Here is a 25,189-nt window from a genome sequence, read left to right on the forward strand (position 1 = left end):
GGCGTGTCGCGCGTGGGATCCTGGGAGGCGTGCCCACCCCCTCCGCCACGCCCGATCCCGCGTCCGCCCGCAGCGCGTCCGGCGCCCGCCCCGCGGACGCCCTGCCCGACGACGGCGCCCCGGTCCGCGTCCGGCTCGGCGTCCTCCTGGCCCGGCCGGCCGACCCCGCCGTCCTGGACACCGCGGCCCTCGCCGCGCAGCTCGACGCCGCCTACCCCGGCCTGACCTGGGACGTCACCGCCCGGCAGGAGGAGCTCGGCGACGAGGACGACGATGCCCTCGACCTGCTCGAGATCACCCGCGACCGCATGCTGGACGAGGACTGGGACATCGCCGTCGGGGTGACGGGCGAGCCCCTGCAGCAGGGCCGGCACACCCTCACCGAGCAGGTCTCGCCCGTGCACGCGGCCGGCGTGCTCTCCCTCGCGCACCTCGAGGAGGCGCCCGTGGACGCCGTCGCGCGGGTGGTGGGGGAGGTGCTCGGCATCGATCCCGACGACGACGCCCCCTCCGCCGCCGACCGACGCGCCGCCGCCGGCTGGGCCCGCCAGCTCGCGGACGACGTCGAGCACCGGGACCGCGAGGCCCCCGCCGCCTACGCGCTGCGCGTGGCGGGGCGCAACGCCCGCATGCTGCTGGGCACGGTGCGCGCGAACAAGCCGTGGACGCTGGCCGTCTCGCTCACGCGCTCCATGTCCACCGCGCTCGCCACGGGCGCGCTGACCCTGATCACCACGGACCTGTGGATGCTCTCGGCCGAGTACAACGGGGTGCAGATGGCCGTGCTCGGCGCGGTCTCGGTGCTCGCGGTGACGCTGTCCCTGATCGTGGGCGCGCACCTATGGGAGCGGCCGCGCCGGCGGGCCGAGCGGGAGCAGGTGACGCTGTTCAACCTGGCGACGGTCCTGACGGTGCTCATCGGGGTGGTGGTGCTGCACGTGATGCTCATGCTCGCCGCGCTCGCCGGGGCGCTGCTGCTCGTGGACTCGGACGTGTTCCACGTGGTCACCGGGGAGCCCGGCGAGTTCGTGCAGTACGTGAAGCTCGCGTGGTTCGTGGGCGGGCTGGCCACGATCGGCTCCGCGCTCGGCGCCGGCCTCGAGGACGACGACGCCGTCCGCGCCGCGATCTTCACCCGCGGCGCCTCGCGCTGAGCCCCGGACCCGGCCCCCGCGCGTCGTCATGCCCCCACCCAGCAGTTCGGGGTGAGTTGTCGGAGGTCCAGGCGCCCCGGACCTCCGACAACTCACCCCAAACGCCCCCCCCGAGCGCGACCCTCAGCGGGTCACACGGTGGCCAGGCCCGCCACGGGGCTCAGCCGGGCCGCCCGACGCGCGGGCAGCAGCGACGCCGCCAGCCCGGCCAGCGCCGCCACGGCCACCACCAGCCCGAGCTCGAGCCACGGCACGGCCGGACGCACCGCGGTCCCGGCGCCCGCGGTCGCGGAGAGGTCGGCGAGGACCAGCTGCGCCCCCGCCCAGCCGTAGCACACCCCGAGGGCGCAGCCCAGCACGGCGGCCACGGCCGCGATCAGCACGGCCTCGATCGCGATCGCCCCGCGCAGTCCGCACCGCGTCAGGCCGAGGGCCCGCAGCAGCGCGTTCTCGCGCGTCCGCTCGATCACGGACAGGCTCAGCGTGTTCGCCACGCCGATCAGCGCGATCAGCACGGACACCGCCAGCAGCGCCACCACGATCCCGAGCATCGCGTCGATGATCCGGGCGTAGAGCGCGCGCTCGCCGGCCCCGCCGTCGATCACGGTCGCCCCGGCGCCCGCGGCCCGGGTCACGTCCTCGCTCAGGCCCTGCAGGCGCTCGACGGGGACACCGGGGTCGAGCGCGACGAGCAGCTGGCCCGGCACGGCGGCGTCCCCGGCCCCGTCCCACCCGGCCTCGCGCAGCGGCTCGGCCGCCACGTACACACCGGAGCTCAGCGAGCCCGCACGCACCGGGACGAACGTCCGCTCGGCCCCCGCCACCTCAGCGCGGACCTGATCCGCGTCGACCCAGTCGGGCACGAGCGCCGTGCCGGGGTCGCCGAGGCCGGTCACGCCCTCGGGCAGGCGCGCGACGACGGCGCGCAGGTCCGCGGCCGGCGTCGCCAGCACGGGGGATTCGTTCTCCGTGGTGCCCACCGGGGTGGCCAGGGCCACCGCCTCCACGTCGGCCGTCCCCGCGACGGCCTCGGCCGCGCGGGCCGGGTCCGCGTCGGCGGGCAGCTGCACCACGAGGTCCACCGGGTAGGCGGTGTCCAGGGCGAGGGCCGTCTGCTCCTGGGCGGTGCGCCCGCCGGTGAGGAACAGCGCCACGAGGGTGGTGCCCACGAGCAGGGCCGCGGCGGTGGCGGCGGTCCGGGACCGGTGGCGGACCGCGTTCAGCCCGGCCAGGCGGCCGGGGACGCCGGCCGGACGGGCCAGCACCGCCGCCCCCCGCACCGCGGCGGGCACGAACAGCCGCGCCAGCAGCAGCACGCCCACGAAGGACAGCGCGCCGCCGCCGATCGCCGAGACCGGCTCCCGCGTGGACACGCCCCCCAGCATGAGCGCGGTGCCGCCGAGGGCCAGCACCAGCCCGATCGCCGTGCGGACCCGGCCGCCGCGCGATGCGGCGGTCACCTCGTCCTTGGGCCGCAGGGCCTCGAGCGGGGCGACGCGCGTCGCGGCCACCGCGGGGGCCAGCGCGGCCAGGACCGTCACCGCCACACCCACGGCCACCGAGACGGCGAGCCCTGCCGGGTGCAGCCCGAACGTGAGGAACGGCAGGTCCAGCATCTCGCGGGCGGCCGCGGCCACGCCGGCCACGATCGCCACGGCGAGCCCGGCGCCCAGCACGGAGCCCACCACGCCCACGACGGCGGCCTCGGTCAGCACGGAGGCCCGCACCTGGGCCGTCGTCGAGCCGATGGTGCGCAGCAGCGCGAGGTCACGGGTGCGCTGGGCCACGAGCACCTGGAAGGTGTTCGCGATGACCAATGCGGTCACCAGCAGGGCCAGCGCCGCGAAGCCGCCGAGCACCCAGCCCAGCAGGTCGGTGCCGCCGCTCAGCTGCGTCACCGCGGAGCGCACGGCCTCGTCCGGGGTCGCGACGTCGACGTCCACCTCGGCCGCGGTGGCCGCGGCGCGGGCGGCCTCGGCGACGGCGGGGACGTCCGCTCCGTCGGCCAGGCGCAGCAGCAGGTGGGGGGTGAACCCGGCCTCCCCGTCCTGGCCCTGCACCGCGGTCAGCGCCGCGGGCGAGGCCCACACCTGCGCCTGCCCGGAGAGCATCGGGTCGGGGGAGGGCTGGGTCAGGCCCGTGACCACCGCGTCCACCGGCGTGGTGGCCGGGGCGGGCCCGGACTCGCCCGCCAGCGTGACGACGTCGCCCACGGCCACTCCGTGCCGGTCCGCGGTCTGCGTGTCGAGGGTGACGCCGCGGGCGTCGTCGGCGGCGGGCAGGGCGCCGGCGGTCACGGTCAGGCCCGCCAGGGCCGGGTCGCGGGGCAGGGGCATCACCGTGGTGCCGAACTCGGCGTCCGCGGCGCGGGCCGTCGCCCACGCCATCCGCAGGGCGTACGCCTCCTCGACGCCGTCCAGGCGGGCCAGCGGGCCGGGCTCGGCGGGGGTGCCGGCGAGGTCGGAGACGTCCTCGGACCCGCCCGGCAGGACCACGAGGTCGGCGCCGGCGTAGGTGCTGCCGAGCGTGGCGCGCAGGGTGGCCTGCGCCGTCGAGGAGACGAGGAAGGAGGCCGCGAGGAACAGGGTGCCGATCAGGATGGCCAGCACCAGGGAGACGTAGCGGCGCGGCTGGGTGCGCAGCTGGGAGAGGGCGACGGTCCACACGGTCAGCGCACCCCGCCCTCGGCCGGGGCGGACAGGGCGGTCAGGGCCGCGGTGACGGACTCGACCGTGGGGTCCACGAGCTCACCGGCCAGGCGGCCGTCCGCGAGCAGCACGACGCGGTCGGCGGCGGAGGCGGCCACGGGGTCGTGGGTGACCATGATGACGGTCTGGCCCATCTCCCGCGCGGACCGGCGCAGCAGGCCGAGCACCTCGGCGGAGATGGCGGTGTCCAGATTGCCGGTGGGCTCATCCCCGAACACGACGTCCGGCCGGGTGAGCAGGGCGCGGGCGACGGCGACGCGCTGCTGCTGACCGCCCGAGAGCTCGTGCGGGCGGTGGCCCAACCGGTCCGCGAGGCCCAGGGCCCGGGTGATCTCCTCCAGCCACGCACGGTCCGGGGTGCGGCCGGCCAGCTCGAGCGGCAGCACGATGTTCTGCTCGGCCGTGAGCGTGGGCACCAGGTTGAAGGCCTGGAACACGAAGCCCACGCGGTCGCGGCGCAGACGGGTCAGGGCGGTGTCGTCCAATCCGGTGATCTCGGTGCCGCCGATCCTCACGGAGCCCGAGGTCGGCGCGTCCAGCCCGGCCAGGCAGTGCATGAGCGTCGACTTGCCCGAGCCCGAGGGCCCCATGATCGCGGTGAACGCGCCCGAGGCGAAGTCCACGTCCACCCCGCGTAGGGCATGCACCTGCGCGTCACCGCGCCCGTAGGCACGGGTGAGGCCGCGGGCGCAGACGGCGGGCGCCGTCGTCGTGGTGGCGGACGACGACGGCGTGCCCGGCCCCGGCGCGACGGGGCCGGGGGTCGTGGGGGAGGCGGGGTGCGCGGGGGAAGCGGTGTCCATGGAACCCACTCTTCCGTGCGGACCCGGCGGAGCGGATCGGAGGAGGGGACCACCTCCGCGGGCGGCGGGTCATGCCCGGGGATGAGGCGGGCCGGCGAGGCGTGGACCCGAGGGCGTCAGGTCCCCGCCGCCGGGCGGTGCCGGGCGGGGTGGGATGATGGGGACATGAGAGCCGACGTCCGCGCCAACCGCCAGGACCTGCTGGCGGCCGCCGGCCGTCTCATCGCCACCCAGGGGGCGGCGATGTCCCTGCGCGGGGTGGCGCAGGAGGCCGGGGTCGGCGTGGGCACGCTGTACCGGCACTTCCCCACGCGTCGGGATCTGCTGGACGCCGTGCTCGAGGACGTCGTGGCCCGCACCGGGGGGATCCTGCAGGCCTTCCTCGACGGGGCGGGCGGGGACGAGCACGGCGGCGGGACCGAGGCGCGGTGGTGGCGGCTCGCCGAGGACCTGGGGGCCGTGAACCTGGCCTCGCTCGCGGCGGCCCGGGACGACTTCGACCCGGCCGACCGGCCGCCCGAGGCCCTCATCGCCGAGGCCGAGCGTGTGATCCTCGAGCTCGCGGACCAGGTGGTGGCCGAGGCGCGGCGGGCCGGGCTCGTGGGCCCGGACGTGACCGGGGCGGACTACCTGTTCGGCCTGCTCATGGTCACCCGGTCGCCGGAGTGCGAGCTGCTGGGCCACGGCCCGGACCAGCGGGGCTGGCTGCTGGACACGTACCTGCGCGGCCTGCGGCCCTGAGGGCGCGGCCGGGTCAGTCGCCCGGGGCGTCGTCCTCCAGGACGGGGCGGGCGGTGGCCCACGCGACGGCGCCGGCGAGCAGGCCGGCGCCCGCGGTGAGTGCCAGGCGGAGCAGCCCCTCGACCCCCGTGAACAGGCTCAGGCCCAGCATCACGACGGCGGCCGTCACCAGCGCGACGAAGAAGGCCACGCATTCGCTGTCCCGCTGCGCCTGCTCGGCGGCCGCGTCGGAGGCGCGGGACGCCGTCGGGGTGGGGTGGTCCAGGATGCTGCCGGTCATGGTGCCTCTCCTCCAGTGCGCGTCGGGCCGGGGCGGCCGTCGGCGCGTGCACCCCGGCGGCGGACCCGCTGCGGGGCCTGCGTCCAGCATCGCGGAGGGGGTGGGCGCACCGGCAGGGCCATGAGGATGAACCTCGGGGCGTCCGACTCATACCCAGGTATGACCTGTGATTGTGCTGGCAGGTGTCTGGGGAGGGGCTCAGGGAAGGGTCCCGCCGCCGAGACCGACCGCCGAGGCCCGCAGACACGCCGCTACGACGACGGCGTAGCGGCGTGTCTGCGGGCCTCGACGAGGGGCGGGGCCGGGGCTGGAGGGGGCTGGCCGGGGCTGGAGCGGGGGCGTGCCGGAACGGCGGGTCAGAACTGCACGAGGCCCGCGCGGTGGGCGATGAGCACGGCCTGCACGCGGTCGCGGGCGCCGAGCTTGGCCAGCACCCGGCCGACGTGCGTCTTCACCGTGGCCTCGGAGAGCACGAGCTCGGCGGCGATCTCCAGATTCGCGGCGCCCTGCGCCATGAACACCAGCACCTCGCGCTCGCGCGGGGTCAGCGACGCCACCGCCGCCTGCTGCTCCTCGCACTCCGCGCTGCGGACCTGGTCCGAGCGCAGGCGCGGGGCCATGTGCGTCAGGAGTCGGCGCGTCGTGGACGGGGCGATCACGGCGTCGCCCCGGTGCACCGTGCGGATCGCGGCGAGCAGCTCCTCGGGCGGGGCGTCCTTGAGCAGGAAGCCGCTGGCGCCCGCCTCGATCGCGTCGAACGCGTACTCGTCCAGGTCGAAGGTGGTCAGCACCACGACGCGCGGGGCGTCCGGCCGGCGCAGCAGTGCGCGGGTGGCCTCGATGCCGTCCATCTCCGGCATGCGCACGTCCATCAGCACGACGTCGGCGCCCGCCACGGACACCGACGCCACCGCCTCGCGCCCGCTGCCCGCCTCCGCCACGACCGTCAGGTCCGGCTGCGAGTCCACGAGCATGGCCAGCCCGGAGCGGATCAGTGCCTGGTCGTCCACCAGGGCCACGCGGACGAGGGCGGTCTCCTCGGAGCTCATGGGGTCATCCTCTCAAGTCGGGCGGGGCGAGCGGGCGGGGCATGGTGGTGGGGCTGGCAGTCGTCCCGCACCTCACACCGCCGAGTACGGCAGGTGGGCGGACACGCGGTACCCGGCCCCGACGCGCGGCCCCGTCTCGAGCGTCCCGCCGAACAGGGCCGCGCGCTCGGCGGCCCCCCGCAGACCCTGACCGCTGCCCCGGGTGGCGGGGTCGGCGGCGGCGCCGCAGCCGTCGTCGTCGATCTGCAGGTCCAGGCCGCGCGCCGTCCAGGCGAGCGTGACGAACGCGTCCGCGTCCGGCCCGCCGTGGCGCAGCGTGTTGGTCAGCGCCTCCTGCACGATCCGGTACGCGGCCAGCTCGCCGCCCGCCGGCAGCGCACGGCGGGGCGTGCCGGTCTCCAGCAGGGACACCTCGAGTCCGGACAGGCGCATCGTCTCCACGAGCGCGGGCAGGTCCGCGAGCCGCGGCTGGGGCCGGCGGCCCGGGGGTAGGCGGGTGCCGCGGCCGTCGGGGGAGGCGACGACGTCGGGACGCGTCCCGGCGGGGTCCGCGGGGTCCGCGGGGTCCGGCGCGGGGTCGGCGGGCCGCCGGGTGTCGTCGTCCGTCACGCCGGGCACCCCGGCCACGGTCTCACCGGTCTCGCGGAGCACGCCGAGCAGCTGGCGCATGTCCGCGAGCGCGGAGCGGCCGGTCTGGCCGATGGTCTCGAGCGCGGTGACCGCGAGCGCGGGCTTGGCGGCGGCGGCGTACCGGGCGCCGTCGGCCTGGGAGATGATCACCTGCAGGGAGTGGGCGACGATGTCGTGCATCTCGCGGGCGATGTGGCTGCGCTCGTCGGCGGCGGCGAGCTCGCGCTCCTGCCGGGACTGCACCTCGAGGCGATGGGCGCGGTCCTCGAGGGCGCGCACGGTGAGGCGGCGGTTGCGCACGACGTCGCCGAACGCCCACGCGGTGAGCACCATGAGCCCGCAGCCGATCGCCATGATGACCATGGCCAGCGGCTCCGCGGGGGAGCGGACGGTGAGGCCGTCGGGGGTGACGAACTGCGCCGGGAACAGCCACACCTTCACCCCGTTGGCCACGCCCCCGACCAGCCCCGTGAGGAGCCCGGCCACGGAGATGCTCCGGGGCGCGTTCGCGGCGAGGTTGTAGACGGTGAGCGGCACCATCAGCAGGGAGAGGCTGAACTCGGGCCCGGCGAGCAGGTGCAGGACGGCCGCGGCCGTCACGACGGCGGCCGAGGCCACCGGGCGCACCCGACGCACGGCCCACGGCAGGACCATGCCGGCCCCGGCCAGGAGGGAGACGGCCGTCTGCCGGCCCTGGGGGTCGGGGGCGACCATCGGCCCGAGCGCGATCCACGGCAGCGCCACGAGCACGGTGAACAGGGCCGCGGCGGCCATCACGTCCGTGCGCACGGGGTGCAGGCGCGTCCACTGGTCGAGGCGGCGCAGGGGGTTCACGCGGGCCAGCCTAGGCCGCAGGCCGAGGAGCCGGCGTCAGTCCGCGGGATGATCCGGGGCGGTCCTCAGGGCGCGAGGGAGGCGAGGACGTCGGCGGCCGGCGCCTCGCGGACCCGGTGCGCCTCGGTGCCGGCCCACAGGTGGACGCGCTCGAGGTCGCCGGCGGCCGCGGCGGCGGCGCGCAGCCCCTTGGTCAGGACGTTGACCTCGGGGTAGGCGGCAGGGGCGTCCGGGTGCTCCGCCATGAACGCGGTGGCCAGCGACCGCGCCCACCGGCCCGTGTAGGCGCGGGTCAGGGCGGTGCTGGCCCGGCCGTCGTCGGCGGAGAAGCGTGTCCCGGCCGCACACGCCGCGACGGCGGCCCGGTGCGCCACCGAGGTGCCTGCCTCCGGGGTGAGGAGGAACGCGGTGCCGGCCGCGACGGCGTCCGCACCGGCGGTCAGCAGGGCGCGCACGTCCTCGGCGGTGCCCACGCCGCCCGCGGCCACCACAGGCACGGCGCTCGCGGCCCCCGTCCCGACGACGTCGCGCACCGCCGCCAGCACCGCCGGCAGCTCGGCGCGGGTCGGCTCCGCGGCCGGGTCCGATGTGCCCCGGTGCCCGCCCGCGCGGTGCCCCTGCACCACGAGGAACGCGGCCCCGTACTCGAGGGCGGCCCGCGCCTCGGACGCGTCCGTCACGGTGGCCCCGGCCGGGATGCCTGCGGCGGACAGCCGGGCGAACACGTCCGCGGCCGGCAGGCCGAACGTGAAGGAGACCAGCGGCCAGGCCTGTTCCTCGGCGGCGGTGAGCAGGGCGTCGAAGTCGGCCCGTTCGGCGTCCGGGTCCGGGACCACGTCCTCGGCGATGGGCAGGTCGGCGGCGCCGTCGGCCGTCAGGTCCGCCCGGTACGCGGCGACCGCCGCCGCCCGCGCCGACCGTGCCGCCTCCGTGCGCGCGGCGGCCGGGATGGCCGTGTTCACGGCGTCCGGGACGAACAGGTTCACGCCCCAGCGGTCCGGCCCCTCCGCGCCCAGCAGCGCACGCAGCGCCTCCACCTGCGCGCGCATCTGCGCGGCCGTCCGCATGCCGCCGGCGAGGAACCCGCCGCCACCGGCGCCCACGACGGCGGCCACCAGCTCCGGGGTCGAGGGGCCGCCGGCCATCGGGGCCACCGCCACGGGCACGGGCGGGATCAGGCGGGCGCGGGTGACGTCGTCGCGAGGGGAGGGCTGCGTCATGACCTCCAGAGTAAGGGGAGGGGTGTCGGCCCCACCCCGCGCCTACAGTGGAGCGCAGTACACGAGGAGAGGGGGCGCGCCGTGGAGGTTCTGCTCGCGCTCGCGCCCATCCTGCTCACCCTCGCGCTGCTGCTCACCCGGCTGCCCGGGTGGGTCGCTCCGGCCGCCGGCACGGCCGTGGCCGTGCTGCTGGCCCTCACGGCCTTCGGCGTGGCCCCGGGCGACCTGGGCGGCGCGGTCGGCGCCGGCGTGCCCACGCTGCTCGAGATCCTGGCGATCATCGCCGGCGGCATCACCCTGTCCCGTGTCATGGAGTACTCCGGCGGGCACGCGCGCCTGGCTGCGTGGCTGTCGGCGGGCAACGGCCCCACGATCGCGACCGCGCTGCTCATGGTGCACGGCGTCATCCCGTTCCTCGAGACCGTGACCGGGTTCGGCGTCTCCCTGATCGTAGGCGTGCCGCTGCTGCTGGGCCTGGGCTACACGGCGTTCCGGTCCGCGCTGATCTCCGTCCTCGCGCTCACGATCGGCCCGTGGGGGTCCATGGCGCCGGGCACGCTCATGGGTGCGCGCCTGTTCGGCCTGGACTTCCGGGAGATCGGGGTCACCGCCGCGGTGTTCAACCTGCCGGCCTGCCTGGTGGCGGGCGTGGCCACGGTGCTGCTGCTGCGCGGGGCGCGCGGCATGCGAGTCGACGCCGGCCCGGCCCGCACGCTGCCCTGGCTCGGCGTCGCCGTGCTCTCCGGGGTCGCCCAGTGGGCGCTGATCCTGGGGGCGAACCTCGTGGTCGGCACCGCGCCGGCGGGCGCAGTCGCCACGTTCGTGCTCACCGTGGCCTGGTTGCTCGTCATCCGCGGCGGCCGGCTGCTGCCCGGACCGGGGCGGGACGTGGTGCCGTACCTGACGCTCATGGCCGGCACCGTGCTGGGCACCACCGTGAAGGGAGCCTTCGGACTCGAGGGGGCGGCGGCCCTCGTGGGGACGCCGGCGCTGTGGGCGTTCGTGGCGGTGGGCGTGGGCGTATGGCTGCTCCACCTCGACGACGCCGCCCGCCGCCGCGTCCCCCGCGAGGCCGGGAAGCTGTGGGTGGGCACCGCCATCCCCAATGCGCTCTACGTGGCGTTCGGGCTCATCCTCTCCGCCGGCGGGGTCTCGCAGGCGCTCGCGGGCGCGCTCAGCGGGATGGGGGAGTCCTACCTGGTGGCGATGCCGTTCCTCGGCGCGTTCGCCGGCTTCATCACGGCTTCCAACACCGGGGCCATGGCCCTGATCGGCCCCCTGCAGATGGACACGGGCGCCGCGCTGGGCGTCCCCCCGCCCTGGTCCAACGGCCTGCACAACGCGGCCGCCGGCTGGGGCATCGTCGCCGGGCCTGCCCGCATCCAGGTGGCCCACGGCATGGCCGCGGGGGCGCAGTCGCCGCAGATGCCCGGCTGGACCGCGACGCGGCGGAACCTGTTCGTGGTGCTGCTGCCCGCCATGCTCGCCGGCATCCTCGGCATGGCCGTGATGGGCTGGTTCCTGCTGCCGCGGTGACGCGCGGGGTCCCGTGGCCGGCTCACCCCCGTCGGCGCAGGGCGGCCTGCAGCGTCGCGAGCGCCGTGGCCGTCACCGCGCCCATGCCCGCGGCCAGCAGAATCCGCCACACGTCCGCGAGCTCGGTGTGCCGGGACGTGAGCATCAGCGTCGCGACCGTCGCGAGCATGGCTCCGAGGGTCACGAGGAAGCCGGGGCGTTCCTCGGCGGGGGCGGCGGAGCAGGTGGGGCAGGGGGCGTGCTGGGCGGTCAAGGCGGTCTCCTCGGCAGGGTGAACGGACGATCGGGCCGGCGCCGGCCGGCTGCCTTCATCCTCGGCCGCCGGGCCGGCCCGCCGACACCGTCTCCGGTCGCCCTCCGCCCCGCCCCCGGGAGCCGGCCCGGTCCGCCCCGAGGCGGGGGCCGACGTCGACCTTCGGCGGACGCGCGGCGGCCTGTGCGCCGCCTAGGCTGGGCGCCATGATCCGAGTAGTCGTGGCCGACGACCAGGCGTTGATGCGCACCGCCCTCGAGCACTTCGTGGCCCAGGCGGAGGACCTCGAGGTGGCCGGCTCCGCCGAGGACGGGGTCCAGGCCCTCGAGGCGGCCCGCACGCTGGCCCCCGACGTCGTGCTGATGGACATGCAGATGCCCCGCATGGACGGCGTCGAGGCCACCGCGCGCATCTCCGCCGAGGCCCCGGGCGTGCGCGTCCTGGCGATCACCACCTTCTCCTCCGAGCAGTACCTCGTGCCCGCCCTGCGCGCCGGCGCCGCCGGCTACCTCGTGAAGGACGCCCCGCCGGCCGAGGTGGTGGACGCCATCCGCCGCGTCCACGCCGGGGACGCCGTGTTCTCCGCCCGCGTGGCCGCGGACTTGGTGGAGGCCGTCACCGCGGCCCCCGAACACGCCGACCCGGGCCCGGCCGAGCCGCTCGCCCCGCACGAGCGCCTCACCGAGCGCGAGCTGGACGTGGTCCGCGAGCTCGCCAAGGGCGCCTCCAACGCGGAGATCGCCGGCGCCCTGTTCCTCGCCGAGGCCACGGTCAAGTCCCACATCGGCAAGGTTCTGGACAAGTGGCAGGTCCGCGACCGCGTGCAGATCCTCATCCGCGCCGCCCGCGCGGGCCTCGTGGACATCGGATGAGCACCGCGGCGCCCGCCCCGGCTCGGACGACGACGGCGACGTCGCCCCCGCCCGCCGAGTCGCCCCTGGGCTCCCGCCTGCCGGCGATCCTGCGCACGGAACCCGTCTCCCGGCACACGCGGATCGTCCTCTACGTGATCGTCGGGCTCATGGTGCTGGGGGAGATCCTCACCCTGGTGCTGGGGCCCATGGTGGCGGCCGGGCTGAGCGCCGATCCCGAACTCGCGGCCCTCCTCGAGGAGGACGGCGGGCTGACGGGTGAGGGGCGGGACCCGCTCCTCCGCTGGGTCCTCTTCCTGACGAGCGTGCTGGTCACGCTGCTGTTCGGGTGGCAGCCCACCCTCGCGGCGGTGTTCGTGCTGCTCGGGAGCGCGTTCGGTCTGGTGGGCCTCGTGGAGGCGGACCACGCGCACCTCACCCCGCACGCGTTCAGCGGCGGGGTCATCCTCGGCGCCGCCATGGTGACGCGGTACTCGCACCGGGCGTTCGTCTGGTCCGCCCTGGGCGCCCTCATCCTGCTCACCGTCGCGGGCGAGGTCCTCACGGATGGCACGTGGGCGGACGAGTACAGCGCCAAGGGCGTCATGGTCGTCACGCTCATCCTCGCGTTGTGCGTGGCGGTGCCGGCCTTCATGATCCGCCGGTCCCGGCATCGGGCCCGGGACCGCGAGGCGGCCCTGCGCCGGGCCGAGGAGGCCGCCGCCTGCGCGGCGGAGGCCGAGCGGCAGCGGATCGCGGCGGAGCTGCACGACGTCGTCGCGCACGGGCTCACCGTGATCTCGATGCAGGCCGCCATGCTGCCCACCCAGAAGGACCCGGAGAAGCGGGCCGCCGCGGAGAAGGCCATCGAGCAGGCCGCCCGGCAGTCCCTCGTGGACCTGCGCCGCATGCTCACCGCGCTGCGCGGCTCCTCCCGCAACGCGCAGACGGCGGAGGGGGACGCCGTCGTGGACCTGCCGGCCCGCCTCGACGAGTTCGAGGCCCGCCTGCACGCGGCCGGGTTCGCGGTGGAGCGCTCGCTGACCGAGCTGGACGAGCTGCCGCGCTCCCTGGAGCTGACCGTGCTGCGCGTGGTGCAGGAGTCGGTGACGAACATCCTCAAGCACGCCCCGCGCCGCGGCACCGTGCACCTGGCCTCGGAGCTCGAGGGCGCGGACCGCCTCGTGCTGCGCATCGCCAGCCCGATGGATGAGGGCGAGCCCCGCCGGGACCGCGTGGTGGTCGCGATGGCCAGCGGCTTCGGCCTGGCCGGCATGCGCGAGCGGGTGGCCGTGTTCGGCGGCACCCTCACGGCCGGGCCGCTGGGCGGCTGCTGGGTGGTCCGGGCCGAGCTGCCGCTGCGCTGAGCCGGGGCGGCGGCCGCGTCCCCCCGCGTCCTCCCGCGTCCGGGGGCGAAAGTGGGCGGTATCCGCGCGGGATACCGCCCACTTTCGCCCCCAAAGGGACGGGGCGGGGCCGACGACGGCGCCCCTCAGTCCAGCGGGACCGTCAGCTTCTCGCCGGGGGACAGGGTGTGCTCGCGGCCGGCGATGACCATCGGCACGTCGTGCCACATGCCCTCGCCCGCGGCCACCGTCACCTCCTGCTGGGTCATGTGGATGACCACGGGCTGCTGGCGGAACCGGATGGTGAACCGGGCGCCGGGCAGTTGGGCGGGCATGCGGGGGTGCAGCCGGACGACGTCGTCGCGCGTCTCAAGGCCCGCGTAGCAGCGGATCACCGTGTCCACGGTGCCCGCCATCAGGCCCAGGTGGATGCCCTCCCTGGTGGTGCCGCCCTGCGTGTCCGAGAGATCCGACTCGAGGGCCTCTGTGAACAGGTCCCAGGACCGGTCCGGGTCCGTGCGGGCCGCCACCCACGCGTGCACCAGACGGGAGAGCGTGGAGCCGTGCGTCGAGCGGGCCTCGTAGTACGTGACCATCCGCTCGAACGCCTCCTGCGGCAGCTCGTAGCCCATGCGGCGCAGGATCCGGTCCAGCTCCTCGGCGGAGAACAGGTAGCCGAGCATGAGGGTGTCGGCCTGCTTGGAGAGCTTGTACCGGTTGGTGGCGTCGCCCTCGGCCTGCAGGATCAGGTCCATGCGGCCGATGTTCCCGTACTTGGCGCGGTAGGCCTCCCAGTCGAACTCGAGCAGGTCCTGGTAGCCCTCGAACTGGGCGAGGATGCCGGCCTCCTCGCCCTCCTCGAAGAACGGCACGGTCAGACGGGTGCTGACCTCCTCCCAGCGCTCGATCTCCTCCTCGGAGATCTCCATGAGCTCGGGCAGGCCGTCGTCGATCGTGTCCAGCCAGCGGACCAGGCGGGCGGTCTCCGCGAGCACCCACGAGGTCAGCACGTTCGTGTACGCGTTGTTGCGCAGGCCGGAGCCGGGGGTCTCCGGGTAGCCGTCGTGGAACTCGTCCGGGCCCATGACGCCGTGGATCTCGTAGCGGTCCGTGACGGCGTTGTGCAGGGTCATGGACATGAAGAACCGGGAGATCTCCACGAGCATCTCCGCGCCGTAGTCCGAGATGAAGGACGTGTCCTTCGTGATCTCGATGTACCGCAGCACCGAGTAGGCGATGTCCAGGGAGACGTGCCGCTGGTTGTGGGAGTTGTCCGGCATCCACATGCGCGAGCGCGGGTTCCACAGCTCGGTGGGCGTCTCCTCGGAGCCGTCCGCCCCGGACTGCCACGGGTACATGGCGCCGGCCCAGCCCTCGGCCTGGGCGTTGGCGCGGGCCTCGTTGAGACGCCGGTAGCGGTACATCAGCAGGCCCCGGGTGATCTCGGGGCGGCGCAGCGTGAGCATCGGGTAGACGTAGATCTCGTCCCAGAAGATGTGGCCGCGGTAGCCCTCGCCGTGCAGGCCACGCGCCCCCACGGAGGCGTCCAGGTCCCGGCGGCGGCCATAGGCCGTCTGGAGCACGTGGAACGTGTGCAGGTTCAGGGCGAGCTGCTGGCGCAGCGACGCGCCGTCCTTGCCCATCGGGACCGCGGAACCCACCGGGGCCGAGTGGCCGGCGTCGACGACGGGCGGCGCGTATTCGCCGCCGGCCTCCGCCGCCGTGGAGCGGCGCTGATGCCGGTACGGCTCGGCCAGGTCGATGCGCACGGAGAACCGGTCCCAGTTGGTGCCCCAGCGCTGCTCGTGCAGGGTCAGCAGGTTGCGGAAGTTCTGGGCGCGCTGGACGTCCTTCACCGCCGACTCCCACACGGAGGCGTTGGCGTGGTCGTGGCTCGTGGCGACGGCGGCGATCTTCTCCAGCACGAGCGGCACGCCCTCGTCCACGTGGAGGAGGATGTCCTGGCCGACCACCAGGTCCGAGCCGTCCACGGGGCGGCGGATGGGCTCGTGGTGGCCCACCGGCGCCACCTGGCGGGTGCGGGTGGCCATGGCCACGTGGATGCCGGACTGGTTGGTGGCGGTCTCGAGCAGGACGGTCTCGCCGTCGATCTCCCGGGCCTGGACCGGCTCGAGGTGCTGGTTGGCGAGGGTGCGGTCGTCGGAGACGTTGAGGTTGGCCACGCGGCCCTCGATCTTCGAGCGCACCGTGAGGTCCCCGGACCAGTTCTCCGCCACCACGGTCAGCTCGATCGCGGCGAGGTGCCGGTTGGCCAGCGAGGTGAACTGCCGGGTGTGGACCGTGGTGCGCCGGCCCCGCTCGTCCTCGAAGGTCATGGTGCGGGAGAGCACGCCGCGGCGCAGGTCCATCTCCTGGCCGTACTCCACGAGGTTCTCCTCGCCCGGCAGCAGCGGGCGGCCGTGGCGCGGGGTCACCACGAGCGGGGTCCAGTCCTGGATGTTGACCATGTGCTCGGTCTCCACGACCCGGCCCTGGACCATCGAGGTCAGCCGGTTGAACACCCCGGCCATGTAGGTGCCGGGGTAGTGGACGGAGGAGATGCGCGTGCCGGGCACGGCGCCGCGGGTGCCCCAGTACCCGTTGGCCAGGGTGCACAGCACCTCTCGGGTGCCCTCGGCGGCCGGGTCGAAGCGGTCCCAGCGCAGCACCCATGCAGGGTCGAACGGGGTGGTGGTGCGGTCCTCCAGATGCAGGGTCCCGTAGTCCTGGACCACCAGGTGGGCGCCGGCCGCCTTGAGTCGGCCCTTGCCGAGCTCGGGCTCGCGGTCCACGCCGATCACGAGGCCGAAGCGGCCGTCCGAGGCGGCCTTCACGCCGGAGACGGCGTCCTCGAGGACCATCGCGTCCGCGACGTCGACGCCCAGCTCGCGGGCGGCCTCCCAGAACATCGCCGGGTCCGGCTTGCCCGGCAGCCCGCGCTCGACGGCGGTGTTCCCGTCCACGATCACGGGGAAGAAGTCCAGCACGCCGCCGGCCGTGAGCACGGCGCGGGAGTTCTTGGAGCTGGTGACCAGCGCGACCGGCACACCCTTGGCCCGCAGCCGCTCGAGGAGGTCCTGGGCCTCCGGGAACACGCGGACGCCGTCGCGCTCGAGGACCTGCTCGAAGTAGCCTTGCTTGCGCTCGGCGAGGGCGAGGACCGTCAGCTCCGGGGCCGCGTCCGCCTCGGGGGCGTCGGCCTCCGGGACCTGCAGGCCGCGGGAGGCGAAGAACGTGCGGACCCCGTCCTCGCGGGGGCGCCCGTCCACGTGGTGCAGGTAGTCGGCGGCGGCGTCGAAGGGACGCAGCACGTCCGGGTCCGCGGCGACGACGGCGGCGTTGGCGGGCAGCGCGCCCACGGCGGGCAGCGCCCCGTCGAAGAGCTCCTTCCACGCCTGCGCGTGCACGCCGGCGGTGTCCGTGATGACCCCGTCCATGTCGAAGATGACGGCGCGGTAGCGGCGGAGCCGGTGGCGGCGGGCGTTCAGGTCCTGCGGAGCGGCGGGGGTGAGCGTCTGCGACATGGGAACCAGCCTACGGGCGGGGAAGTGGGGCCGCACGGGGAGTGCCGCGGCGATGTTCACCGCAGCGAGCGCGCCGTCGTTCCGGTCGACCGCACCGCAGCGACATCACAGCGGTTCTGAGCTGCGGTGATGTCGTTCCGGCGCGGTGGGTCCGGGAATAGGGTCGTGCCGACGGGGGGCGGAGGTGCGTCCCCCCGCGCGCCGGAAGCGTGGCCCGGGAACGAGCAGGACACACTCGGCGGAGATGGCTGGGGGGCGAAGGGCTCATGAACTGGATGAGGAGCAAGTGATGGATGCGAAGCCGACGCGGTTGCGGAAGAAGGCGACGCAGGAGGAGATCCTGGCGAGTCTGCCGGTGCAGGCGCGGGTGCGTCCGGCGCGGTGGCTGTTCCTGTGGCTGATCGTCGTGGTGTGCATCGCGGTGTTCGTGTGGGTGATCTTCTGGCCTCCCGAGGACGTTTCGGCGGGGTTCGTGGTGTGGCGGGGGCTGTCCTTCATCGCTCTGCCGCTGTGTCTGGTGCTGCTGCCGGCGGCGACCATGAGCGTGTTCCGGCCGCGGCATGTGACGTTCGATGAGACGCGGGTGTGGACGCGGGATTGGTCGGTGGACTGGGCGGACGTGAAGTCAGTCGGCGGCGCTGGGGCGCAGGCGGAGCACACGTTCCAGGTGTGTCTGTTCGTTGGCAAGCGGCTGTGGAATGAGGGGGGTCTCCGGAAGGCCAACCGGTGGGATTCGGGGCGGCCCCTCCAGGCCGGTGGCCTCACGAACCCGCAGCCGTGTGTGCGGACGCAGGCGGCTCTGGCGCCCTCGGCCAACACGCTGTTCGAGGTGTTCGACGAGTTGAAGAAGCGGAACCGTCGGGCGGGGAGCCCGCGGTGACGCGCCCCGGCCCCCGTCACCGCCGGGTCAGCAGCGTGAGCACCTCCGCGTGCCGGGTCTGCGGGAACATGTCGAACACCTGCACCCGCGCCACCCGATAGCTCGGCATCCGGGCCAGGTCCTGCGCGAGCGTCGCCGGGTTGCAGCTCGAGTACAGCACGGTGGGCACGCCCGAGTCCTCCAGCGCGTCGGCCAGCTCGGCGCCGATGCCCCGCCGCGGCGGATTCACGACGACGGCGTCCGGGCGGGCCCGCCGTTTCTCGAACGAAAGCGCTTCCGGAGCCCGCCGTTTCTCGAACGAAAGCGCGGAGGTGGCGTCGCCGGCGGAGAAGCGCACCCGGTCGGCCAGGCCGAGCTCCGCGGCCGTCTCCTGGGCCGCGGCCACCGCCTCGGCGGAGGACTCCATGCCCCACACATCCCGCACGCCGGCCCGGGCCAGGTGGAACGCGAACCCGCCCACGCCGCAGTACAGGTCCCACGCCGACGCCGGCACGCCGCCCTGGGCGACCCACGCCGCCGCCGTCGCGTACAGCCCCTCGGTCACCGCGGTGTTCGTCTGGAAGAACCCCTGCGGGCGCAGCCGCAGGCCCACCCCGTTGAGCCGCATGGTGAGCGTCGGCCCGCCGGCGAGCACGATCTCCTCGTCGCCCTCGGGCAGGGCCACGTGCTCCGGCAGCAGGTTCGCGCTCACCACGGCGGCGGGTGTCCCGCGCGCCGCGAGGTCATCCAGCAGCCCCGGCACCGCCGCGCGCAACGCGTCCAGCCGGTCGGCGGAGCGCAGCACGAACCGGACCATCGCCTCCCGGTCGGGGGAGAGCGTCACGATCACGTTCTTCAGCTCACCCGTGCGGCCGGCGACGTCGTAGGGCTCCAGCCCGGCCACCGTCACCGCCGCCGCGCACGCCTCGAACACGCCCTCCATGCCGGCCTCGTACAGGCCGCAGTCGCGCAGGTCCACGCCGGCGCCGTCGTGATGGCGGGGGTGCTGCCGCGGGTCCAGGATGCCCAGCCGCGGCGCCGCCGCCGACCCGGTCACCACGAGCTTCGCCTTGTTCCGGAACCCGGCCTCCGCGGAGGCGAACGGCTCGGCCACGACCGTGTCTGCATCGACCGCGTCCACCAGCGCGGCCAGGACCGCGGCCTGCTTGTCCGCGAGCTGCCGGGCGTACGGCACGCCCATCAGCGGGCAGGAACGGCACTCGCCGACGTCGAAGTGGGGGCACTGCACGCGCGTCGCCTCAGCCCTCGAGGCTGACCCGCAGGCCGGGCCGGTCCAGGCGGATCGCGAGCTGCTCGAGGGCCAGCTCGGCGGCCGCGGCCAGGTCCGCGTCCACGTCCATCACCATGCCGGTGAGCACGGGCAGGGCGGACTCGAGGTCCTCGGGGCGGGCGAGGGCGCCCAGCGCGGACGCGGCCGACGCGCGGACCTCCGGGTCCGGGTCGGCACAGCCGGCCCGCACCGCGTCCACGAGGGCGCGGTCGACGGCGGCGTCGCGGCGCAGCGAACCGGCCCGGGAGGCGAGCACGAGGTGGGCCGCCGAGCGGACGTCCGCCTCGGGGGCGGTGAGCGCCCCGGTCAGGGCGGGCAGCGCGCTGCGGTGCCACGCGTGCATCAGGGCCAGGGCGCCGGTCGCGGCGGGGCTGAGGTCACCGTCGTCGCCGGTGAGGGCGCGGGCGGCTCCCGAGGTGACGTCCTCCGGGGTGGCCGCTCCGGTCATCAGGCGCACCGCCAGCCCGGCGACGGCGGCCTCCCCGCGCTCGGCGACGGCGGCCTCGGTGCGGCGGCGCAGGCGGTCGTGCGGGGTCTGGGGCTCCGCGGGCAGGGGGAGACGGTCGAAGGCGGTCATGGGTCCATTGTCCCCCGTGCGCGGACCCGCCTGGGGCGCGGCCGGGAGGTTCCCCGCAGACTCCTGGACGGGGCGTGACCGGCCGCACAGGGCCCGGACTCGGGTGATACGTTCGACGGCATGAGACCCCCCGGAGCCCTCGCCCTCGAATTCCGGGCGGACAGCTTCGACCATCCCACCGGCCTGGTGGACGCCGGCACCGTCATCTCCTGGATCGAGAAGGCCGGCTACGCCGTCGCGGCGAGCTGGGCCGGGACGTTCGTGCGTGCCCGCTACATGGGGCACACCCAGTTCCGGCACCCCGTGCCGGTGGACCGCCGTGCCGTGGTGCAGGCGCGCGTGGTCCACACGGACGGCGCCGAGGTGCACGTCCAGACCCGCCTGCTGCTGCCGGAGATCCGCGACGACGACGGCGACCCCGTGGTCGCCACCTCGTCCCTCGTGGTCTACGCCGCGGAGGAGGACGGGGTCCGCGTGACCGTGCCGGTCTGGGAACCCTCGACCCCCGGCCAGATCGAGCGCGACGAACAGGCCCGCCGCTCCACCGTGGCCCGCCGCGCCGTCGAGCGTGGCATGGCCCGACTGCCGTTCCCCGCACCCGGGGAGGCCCCCGAGGAGATGAGCACCCTCGCGTTCCTGGCCCCCAACACGGAGGCCACCGTGGGCGGCACCATCAATGCGGGTGCGATCCTGCGCTGGGTGGACGAGGCGGCCGCCGTCTGCGCCGCCCGCTGGACCGGCCATGAATCCGTGGTCGCGGTGTTCGGCGGCGGTGTGCGCTTCGTGCGGAACATCCACGTGGGCGACCTCGTGCGCGTGGAGGCCCTCCTGGTGAACACCACGGAGCGGTCCATGCACGTGGCGCTGCGCGTCTACGCGAGCCGACGCACCGGGGCGGAATCCCGCCTGGTGGCGCACTCGATCGCCGTCATGGTGGACGTCTCCGCGGAGGACCAGGCCCAGCGGGTCCGGCAGTACGTCCCCGAGAGCGAGAGCGCCCGGCGGCTGCAGGAGACGGCGATCGAACTCGTGCGCATGCGCTCCGAGGTGAGCGCGGCCTGGACCGAGATGCGCCGCGCGACCCATCCGCGCTGACGGGGCCCTCAGTAGACTGAGCGAATGCACCGTCCGTCCCTGCCGTCCCTGTCCCGCCTGCCGGTCCGGCGTCTCCTCCGGGGAGCGGCCGTGGCCGCGGGCGTCGGTCTCGTAGGACTGCCCCTGACGGTCGCCGCCGGGCTCACCGGGGTGGACATGGTCAAGCGCAGGGGCCGAGTGCGCCGGCCGGCGCAGAACCCCGGCGTGTTCGACGCCCACGTGAAGGGCTCCGAGCTGCGCATCTTCACCTCGGGCGAGGACCTCTACGAGGAGATGATCGCCGCGATCGACGGAGCGCAGCGGATCATCAAGTTCGAGACCTTCATCTGGAAGGCCGACCCCACGGGCCAGCGGTTCATGGACGCCTTCAACCGGGCGGCCGCGCGCGGCGTGGAGATCTACGTCTCCTACGACGGGTTCGGGAACCTCGTGGTCCCGCCCCGCTTCTACCGTCAGCTGGACCCGCGCATCCACGTGTTCCGGCTGCCGGCCTTCGCCCGCCCGATCTGGCGAGGCGTGGTCCGGCACAGCGGGTTCAACCACTCGAAGATCATGGTGGTGGACGAGGAGGTCGGCTTCGCCGGCGGCTTCAACATCGGCGACGACTACGCCCGCCTGTGGCGGGACACCCACGTGCGTGAGCGCGGCCCGGCGGTGTGGGCGTTGGACCAGTCGATCTCCATCAAGTGGAACGCCCACCACCGCGCGGGCGAGCAGATGTCCTGGCGCCCCCCGGACACGTGGGACCCGCGCGTCACCGTGGCCGCGAACCAGCCGCCGCTGCTGGTCTACCCGATCCGGCTGAGCTACCTCGACGCCATCCAGCGGGCGCAGCACCGCATCCTCATCAACACGCCGTACTTCGTCCCGGACCAGCAGGTCCTCGAGGCGCTGCTGCACGCGGCCCGACGCGGGGTGGACGTGCAGGTGATGGTGCCGGAGGACTCCAACCACATCGTGGCGGACTGGGCCTCGCGCGGCTTCTTCGGGCAGATGCTCGAGGCCGGCATCACGATCCTGCTGTACAAGGCCAGCATGATCCACGCGAAGACCGCCACCGTGGACGGCGTCTGGTCGACCGTGGGCTCGGCCAACATCGACCGCCTCTCCCTGGGCTACAACTACGAGTCCAACGTGGTGGTCGTGGACCGCGACTTCGCCGCCCGGATGGAGGAGATCTTCGCCCTCGACGCCCAGCAGGCCGTCCGGATCGACACCCCGCGCTGGGAGGACCGTCACGGCCTCGCCCGCGTGGTCGAGGCACTGCTGGTCCCGCTGCGTCCCCTGCTCTGAGGCGGGGCGGGCGGGCGCGAGCCGGGCGCTTCGGGGGCGCCCTCAGCCCTCCAGGGTCTCCGCCAGGGCCAGGATCAGGGCGTGGAGCGCCTCGCCGGTCCGCGTGGCCTCGTCCGGCCACGGCGCCGGGTGGACCCGCCAGGCGAGGGGCAGGCCCGGGATGTGGACGACGTCGGCGAGCGTCCACTCCTGCTCGGTGCTCCCGTCCACCACCACGAACTCCGTGACCCCCTCGCCCGCGCGGTGGGCCACGTGCAGCTCCGTGTGCCACGGGTCCTCCACGGCGGGCCCGTGCCACGTGGCGGTCAGCCGCACGACGTCGCCGTCGGTCCCCTCCGTCCCGCGGTGCTGCTGCCACAGCCGCACCTCCAGGCCCAGGTGGGGGGCGTCGTCGAGGGTCACGGACCACGCTCCGCCGAGCGCGCGCTGCACCTCCGCCGGCTCGGCGCCCTCCGGGAGGCCGCCGGGGCGGCCGTCCGGGGCGACGACGTCGGCCCACTCCGCCGTCCGCGTCACGCGGGCGCGCGGGGCGGGGACGGCGGGGGCGAGCACGGCGGTCGGCAGGGTCGGCGCCGCGAGCGCCTCCGCGATGCCGGCCAGGATCCGTCCGGCGTCCGAGCGCTCGGCCGCGCGCGGCCACCGGACCGGGCCGCCGTCGTCGGGGAGGAGGGCCAGCCCGGCGGAGGCCTCGTCGCCGAAGAGCGCGGTCCGCAGGACCTCCACCTCGAGGCCCGCCGCGGTCCGGCGCGTGCGCAGCGCCAGGCCGAAAGTGTTGCCGCGCTCGGTGAGCGTGAGGGCGGGCGGCGCGTCGCCTCCGCCCGCTGCCACGCTCACCTCGGCGACGCCGTCCTGCAGGGCGATGCGCACCACGCCCGCCCCCTGCCGCGCGCTCACCGCTCGCCCGACCGCGCCAGCAGGTGGTTCGGCAGCCGGTTGCCGGGGGCGCGCCCGCGGATCTCCAGCAGGTCGCGTGCGTGCTGCCACAGGGCCCGGTCCTCCTGGGAGACGGGCTCCCAGGCGGGCACCGGGACCGCGTCGCCGTCGTCGTCCCGGGCCACCATCACGGTCAGGCAGTAGGTGGTGAGCGCGAGCTCGCCGCCCTTGGGGTCCCCGGAGCGCACGTGCACGGCCACGTGCATGCCCTTCTCGCCCGTGTAGATCAGCCGCGCCTCGACCTCCACGAGGTCACCGATGTGCAGCGGCCGGTAGAAGCGCACGCCGCCGGAGAACACGGCCACGGTGTCCCGGCCGGCCCAGCGGGTGGCGCACAGGTAGGCGGCGGTGTCGATCCACTCCATCACGATCCCGCCGTGCACCTTCCCGCCCCAGTTCACGTCCGTGGGGGCGGCGAGGAACCGCAGCACCGTGGGCTCGGCGGTGCCGGCCGCGGTGTAGACCTGGCCCTGCATCGCGGCCTCGATCTCCTCGCGCACCGCGATCCGGGAGACCGCGTACTCGCGGGCCAGCTCCTGCTCGAGGCTGCGCGGCACGAACTCCGGCACCGGCGTGGACCTCCCGTCCTTCACCGCCACGAAGATCACGAGGCAGCGGGCGGCCTCGGTCAGCTCGCCGGTCTGCGGGTCGCCCGAGCGCACCACCGTGTTGATGTGCATGGACGTGCGGCCCGTGTAGAGCACGGTGCCGGTCACCTCCACCATCTGCCCCACGAGCACCGGCTGCCGGAAGTGGATGTTGCCCACGTACGCGGTCACGCAGTACGTGCCCGACCACGCGGTGGCCGCGGCGAACGCCGCCTTGTCCACCCACTCGAGGACGCGGCCGGCGTCGACGGTCCCGGAATGCCCCTGGTCCGTGGGGGCGGCGAGGAAGCGCAGGGTCACCTCGTGGCGGCGGTGCTCGGTCATGGGGTCATGATGGCAGGCCGGCGGCGGGCGCCGGGGGCGTCCGACGGCGACGCGCGGGCCCGGCTTGACCCTGACGCGGCGTGAGGGGGTCCACTGGTGTCATGGAGAAGGAGATGACGGTCGGCGAGGTCGCCGCCCTGACGGGCGTGACGGTGCGGACCCTGCACCACTATGACGCGGTCGGGCTGGTCAGCCCCGCCGCCCGCTCGGCGGCCGGCTACCGGCTGTACACGCCCGACGACGTCGCCCGGCTGCAGGAGGTCGTCGCCTACCGGCGCCTCGGCTTCGGGCTGGAGGACATCCCCGCGCCGAGCGGGGACCGCCGGGGCGCGCTGATCCGTCAGCGCGAGCTGGTGACGGCCCGCATCGCGGAGCTGACCCGCCTCGGGCGCGCGCTGGACGCCGCGCTCGCGGACCACACGAAGGACGGAGAGGACACCATGGAGAACGACGAGACCACCCGCCGCCCCGGCACCCGGCCGGACCTGGACCTGACGGACGCCGAGCTGCGCGAGCTGTTCGGCGACGAGTACGCCGAGGAGTTCGACGACCACCAGGCCGAGGCCGAGCAGCGCTGGGGCGTCACGGACGCGTGGGCCGAGTCCGGCCGACGCACCAAGGCCTACACCAAGGCGGACTGGGAGCGCATCAAGGCCGGCCAGGACGAGGCGAACGCCGCGATCGCCGCGGCGATGCGGGCGGGCGAGCCGCCGTCGTCGCCGGCCGCGATGGACGCCGCCGAGGCGGCCCGCGCCCACCTGGGCCGCTGGTTCTTCGAGGCGAGCCCGGCCATGCACCGGGACCTGGGGGACATGTACGTGGCCGACCCGCGGTTCGCGAAGACCTACGACGACGTCGCCCCGGGCCTCGCCGCCTACCTGCGGGACGCGATCCACGCGAACGCGGACCGGCTCGAGCGGGAGGGGTGAGCCCGGGCGGGCACCGGAAGCCGCGTGCCGCCGTCGTCCGCCGGACCGGCCTCCGTCCGACGCCCACGGACATGCCGGGGGAGGGGTCGGCAGGGCGACGCGCTCCCCACTCGTCCGTACACCGCAGTCTGTTGGCCTGGCGTGAGGAGCCTGATACCGTGGCTTCCAAGTCAGATGTAATGGACGGGAATTTCTCGGCGATGCCTAGGGGGGCCATCGTGACGACTTCGGAGTTGAGTCGCGAAGAATCGGGGGCGGTCACGTCGGGGAGCGGCTCGACGGCCGACGCACTGTTCGGCGTGGACGATGCCAGGGATTCGAGTGGGACTCACGGATGGGTGTACTGGCGCG

At 75.1% G+C, this 25,189-nt stretch carries 21 protein-coding genes; 9 read left to right on the forward strand and 12 right to left on the reverse strand.

The features are described from left to right. Positions 1–29 precede the first annotated feature (29 nt). Positions 30–1,154, forward strand: coding sequence for a hypothetical protein (locus tag ACUXPL_RS06960; protein WP_454182815.1), 1,125 nt, complete (start codon positions 30–32; stop codon positions 1,152–1,154). Positions 1,155–1,285: 131 nt separating this feature from the next. On the opposite strand, the gene ACUXPL_RS06965 is transcribed toward ACUXPL_RS06960, so the two are convergent. After that, positions 1,286–3,820: an FtsX-like permease family protein gene (locus ACUXPL_RS06965; RefSeq protein WP_454182816.1), complete on the reverse strand. Its 2,535-nt coding sequence runs from the start codon at positions 3,818–3,820 to the stop codon at positions 1,286–1,288. 2 nt (positions 3,821–3,822) lie between these two features. Further along, positions 3,823–4,665, reverse strand: coding sequence for an ABC transporter ATP-binding protein (locus ACUXPL_RS06970; RefSeq protein WP_454182818.1), 843 nt, complete (start codon positions 4,663–4,665; stop codon positions 3,823–3,825). Positions 4,666–4,830: 165 nt separating this feature from the next. Here ACUXPL_RS06970 and ACUXPL_RS06975 point away from each other — a divergent pair, with 165 nt between their 5' ends. Continuing rightward, complete coding sequence (locus ACUXPL_RS06975; protein ID WP_454182820.1) at positions 4,831–5,406, forward strand: TetR/AcrR family transcriptional regulator; 576 nt, start codon at positions 4,831–4,833, stop codon at positions 5,404–5,406. A gap of 13 nt (positions 5,407–5,419) precedes the next feature. Here the strand turns inward: ACUXPL_RS06975 and ACUXPL_RS06980 are convergent, their stop codons facing one another. From ACUXPL_RS06980 to ACUXPL_RS06995, 4 genes are all read right to left on the reverse strand, one after another. Beyond that, entirely contained in the window at positions 5,420–5,686 is a 267-nt protein-coding gene (locus tag ACUXPL_RS06980; RefSeq protein ID WP_406890639.1) for a hypothetical protein, read from the reverse strand. 356 nt (positions 5,687–6,042) lie between these two features. After that, complete coding sequence (locus tag ACUXPL_RS06985; RefSeq protein WP_454182822.1) at positions 6,043–6,735, reverse strand: response regulator; 693 nt, start codon at positions 6,733–6,735, stop codon at positions 6,043–6,045. Between the two features lie 72 nt (positions 6,736–6,807). Beyond that, entirely contained in the window at positions 6,808–8,199 is a 1,392-nt protein-coding gene (locus tag ACUXPL_RS06990; RefSeq protein ID WP_454182824.1) for a sensor histidine kinase, read from the reverse strand. A 65-nt stretch (positions 8,200–8,264) separates the two neighbouring features. After that, complete coding sequence (locus ACUXPL_RS06995) at positions 8,265–9,419, reverse strand: nitronate monooxygenase (RefSeq protein ID WP_454182825.1); 1,155 nt, start codon at positions 9,417–9,419, stop codon at positions 8,265–8,267. Positions 9,420–9,500: 81 nt separating this feature from the next. Between ACUXPL_RS06995 and ACUXPL_RS07000 the strand changes: the two genes are divergently transcribed. Next, positions 9,501–10,955, forward strand: coding sequence for an L-lactate permease (locus ACUXPL_RS07000; RefSeq protein WP_454182827.1), 1,455 nt, complete (start codon positions 9,501–9,503; stop codon positions 10,953–10,955). Between the two features lie 22 nt (positions 10,956–10,977). Here the strand turns inward: ACUXPL_RS07000 and ACUXPL_RS07005 are convergent, their stop codons facing one another. Then, positions 10,978–11,208 (reverse strand): hypothetical protein, encoded by a 231-nt coding sequence (locus tag ACUXPL_RS07005; protein ID WP_454182829.1) that lies wholly within the window; start codon positions 11,206–11,208, stop codon positions 10,978–10,980. Between the two features lie 206 nt (positions 11,209–11,414). Between ACUXPL_RS07005 and ACUXPL_RS07010 the strand changes: the two genes are divergently transcribed. Both ACUXPL_RS07010 and ACUXPL_RS07015 read left to right on the forward strand, forming a co-directional pair. Next, entirely contained in the window at positions 11,415–12,080 is a 666-nt protein-coding gene (locus ACUXPL_RS07010; RefSeq protein ID WP_454182831.1) for a response regulator, read from the forward strand. After that, a complete protein-coding gene (locus ACUXPL_RS07015; RefSeq protein ID WP_454182833.1) occupies positions 12,077–13,426 on the forward strand; it encodes a sensor histidine kinase in 1,350 nt (449 codons plus the stop codon). Before ACUXPL_RS07010 ends, ACUXPL_RS07015 begins: the two co-directional genes overlap by 4 nt. Positions 13,427–13,551: 125 nt before the next feature. Here ACUXPL_RS07015 and ACUXPL_RS07020 read toward each other — a convergent pair whose 3' ends face one another. Continuing rightward, positions 13,552–16,929 (reverse strand): beta-phosphoglucomutase family hydrolase, encoded by a 3,378-nt coding sequence (locus ACUXPL_RS07020; protein WP_454182834.1) that lies wholly within the window; start codon positions 16,927–16,929, stop codon positions 13,552–13,554. Between the two features lie 289 nt (positions 16,930–17,218). Here ACUXPL_RS07020 and ACUXPL_RS07025 point away from each other — a divergent pair, with 289 nt between their 5' ends. Continuing rightward, complete coding sequence (locus ACUXPL_RS07025) at positions 17,219–17,809, forward strand: hypothetical protein (protein WP_454182836.1); 591 nt, start codon at positions 17,219–17,221, stop codon at positions 17,807–17,809. Between the two features lie 16 nt (positions 17,810–17,825). Here the strand turns inward: ACUXPL_RS07025 and rlmC are convergent, their stop codons facing one another. Continuing rightward, positions 17,826–19,037: a 23S rRNA (uracil(747)-C(5))-methyltransferase RlmC gene (rlmC, locus tag ACUXPL_RS07030; protein ID WP_454182838.1), complete on the reverse strand. Its 1,212-nt coding sequence runs from the start codon at positions 19,035–19,037 to the stop codon at positions 17,826–17,828. 10 nt (positions 19,038–19,047) lie between these two features. Further along, a complete protein-coding gene (locus tag ACUXPL_RS07035; protein WP_115165687.1) occupies positions 19,048–19,656 on the reverse strand; it encodes a HEAT repeat domain-containing protein in 609 nt (202 codons plus the stop codon). 120 nt (positions 19,657–19,776) lie between these two features. Here ACUXPL_RS07035 and ACUXPL_RS07040 point away from each other — a divergent pair, with 120 nt between their 5' ends. Both ACUXPL_RS07040 and ACUXPL_RS07045 read left to right on the forward strand, forming a co-directional pair. After that, positions 19,777–20,751, forward strand: coding sequence for a hotdog domain-containing protein (locus ACUXPL_RS07040; RefSeq protein WP_454182840.1), 975 nt, complete (start codon positions 19,777–19,779; stop codon positions 20,749–20,751). A 24-nt stretch (positions 20,752–20,775) separates the two neighbouring features. Further along, the gene (locus tag ACUXPL_RS07045) at positions 20,776–22,044 is read left to right on the forward strand and encodes a phospholipase D-like domain-containing protein (RefSeq protein ID WP_454182842.1); all 1,269 of its coding nucleotides are present in this window, start codon (positions 20,776–20,778) and stop codon (positions 22,042–22,044) included. A gap of 42 nt (positions 22,045–22,086) precedes the next feature. Here ACUXPL_RS07045 and ACUXPL_RS07050 read toward each other — a convergent pair whose 3' ends face one another. Further along, positions 22,087–22,914 carry a hypothetical protein gene (locus tag ACUXPL_RS07050; protein ID WP_454182844.1) on the reverse strand — a complete coding sequence of 276 codons (828 nt, stop codon included), beginning with the start codon at positions 22,912–22,914 and terminating at the stop codon, positions 22,087–22,089. A 20-nt stretch (positions 22,915–22,934) separates the two neighbouring features. Then, positions 22,935–23,909 carry an acyl-CoA thioesterase gene (locus tag ACUXPL_RS07055; RefSeq protein WP_454182846.1) on the reverse strand — a complete coding sequence of 325 codons (975 nt, stop codon included), beginning with the start codon at positions 23,907–23,909 and terminating at the stop codon, positions 22,935–22,937. A gap of 101 nt (positions 23,910–24,010) precedes the next feature. Between ACUXPL_RS07055 and ACUXPL_RS07060 the strand changes: the two genes are divergently transcribed. Further along, positions 24,011–24,838 (forward strand): MerR family transcriptional regulator, encoded by an 828-nt coding sequence (locus ACUXPL_RS07060; protein WP_454182848.1) that lies wholly within the window; start codon positions 24,011–24,013, stop codon positions 24,836–24,838. Positions 24,839–25,189 lie beyond the last annotated feature (351 nt).

Source organism: Micrococcus sp. 140720015-1 (assembly GCF_053627595.1).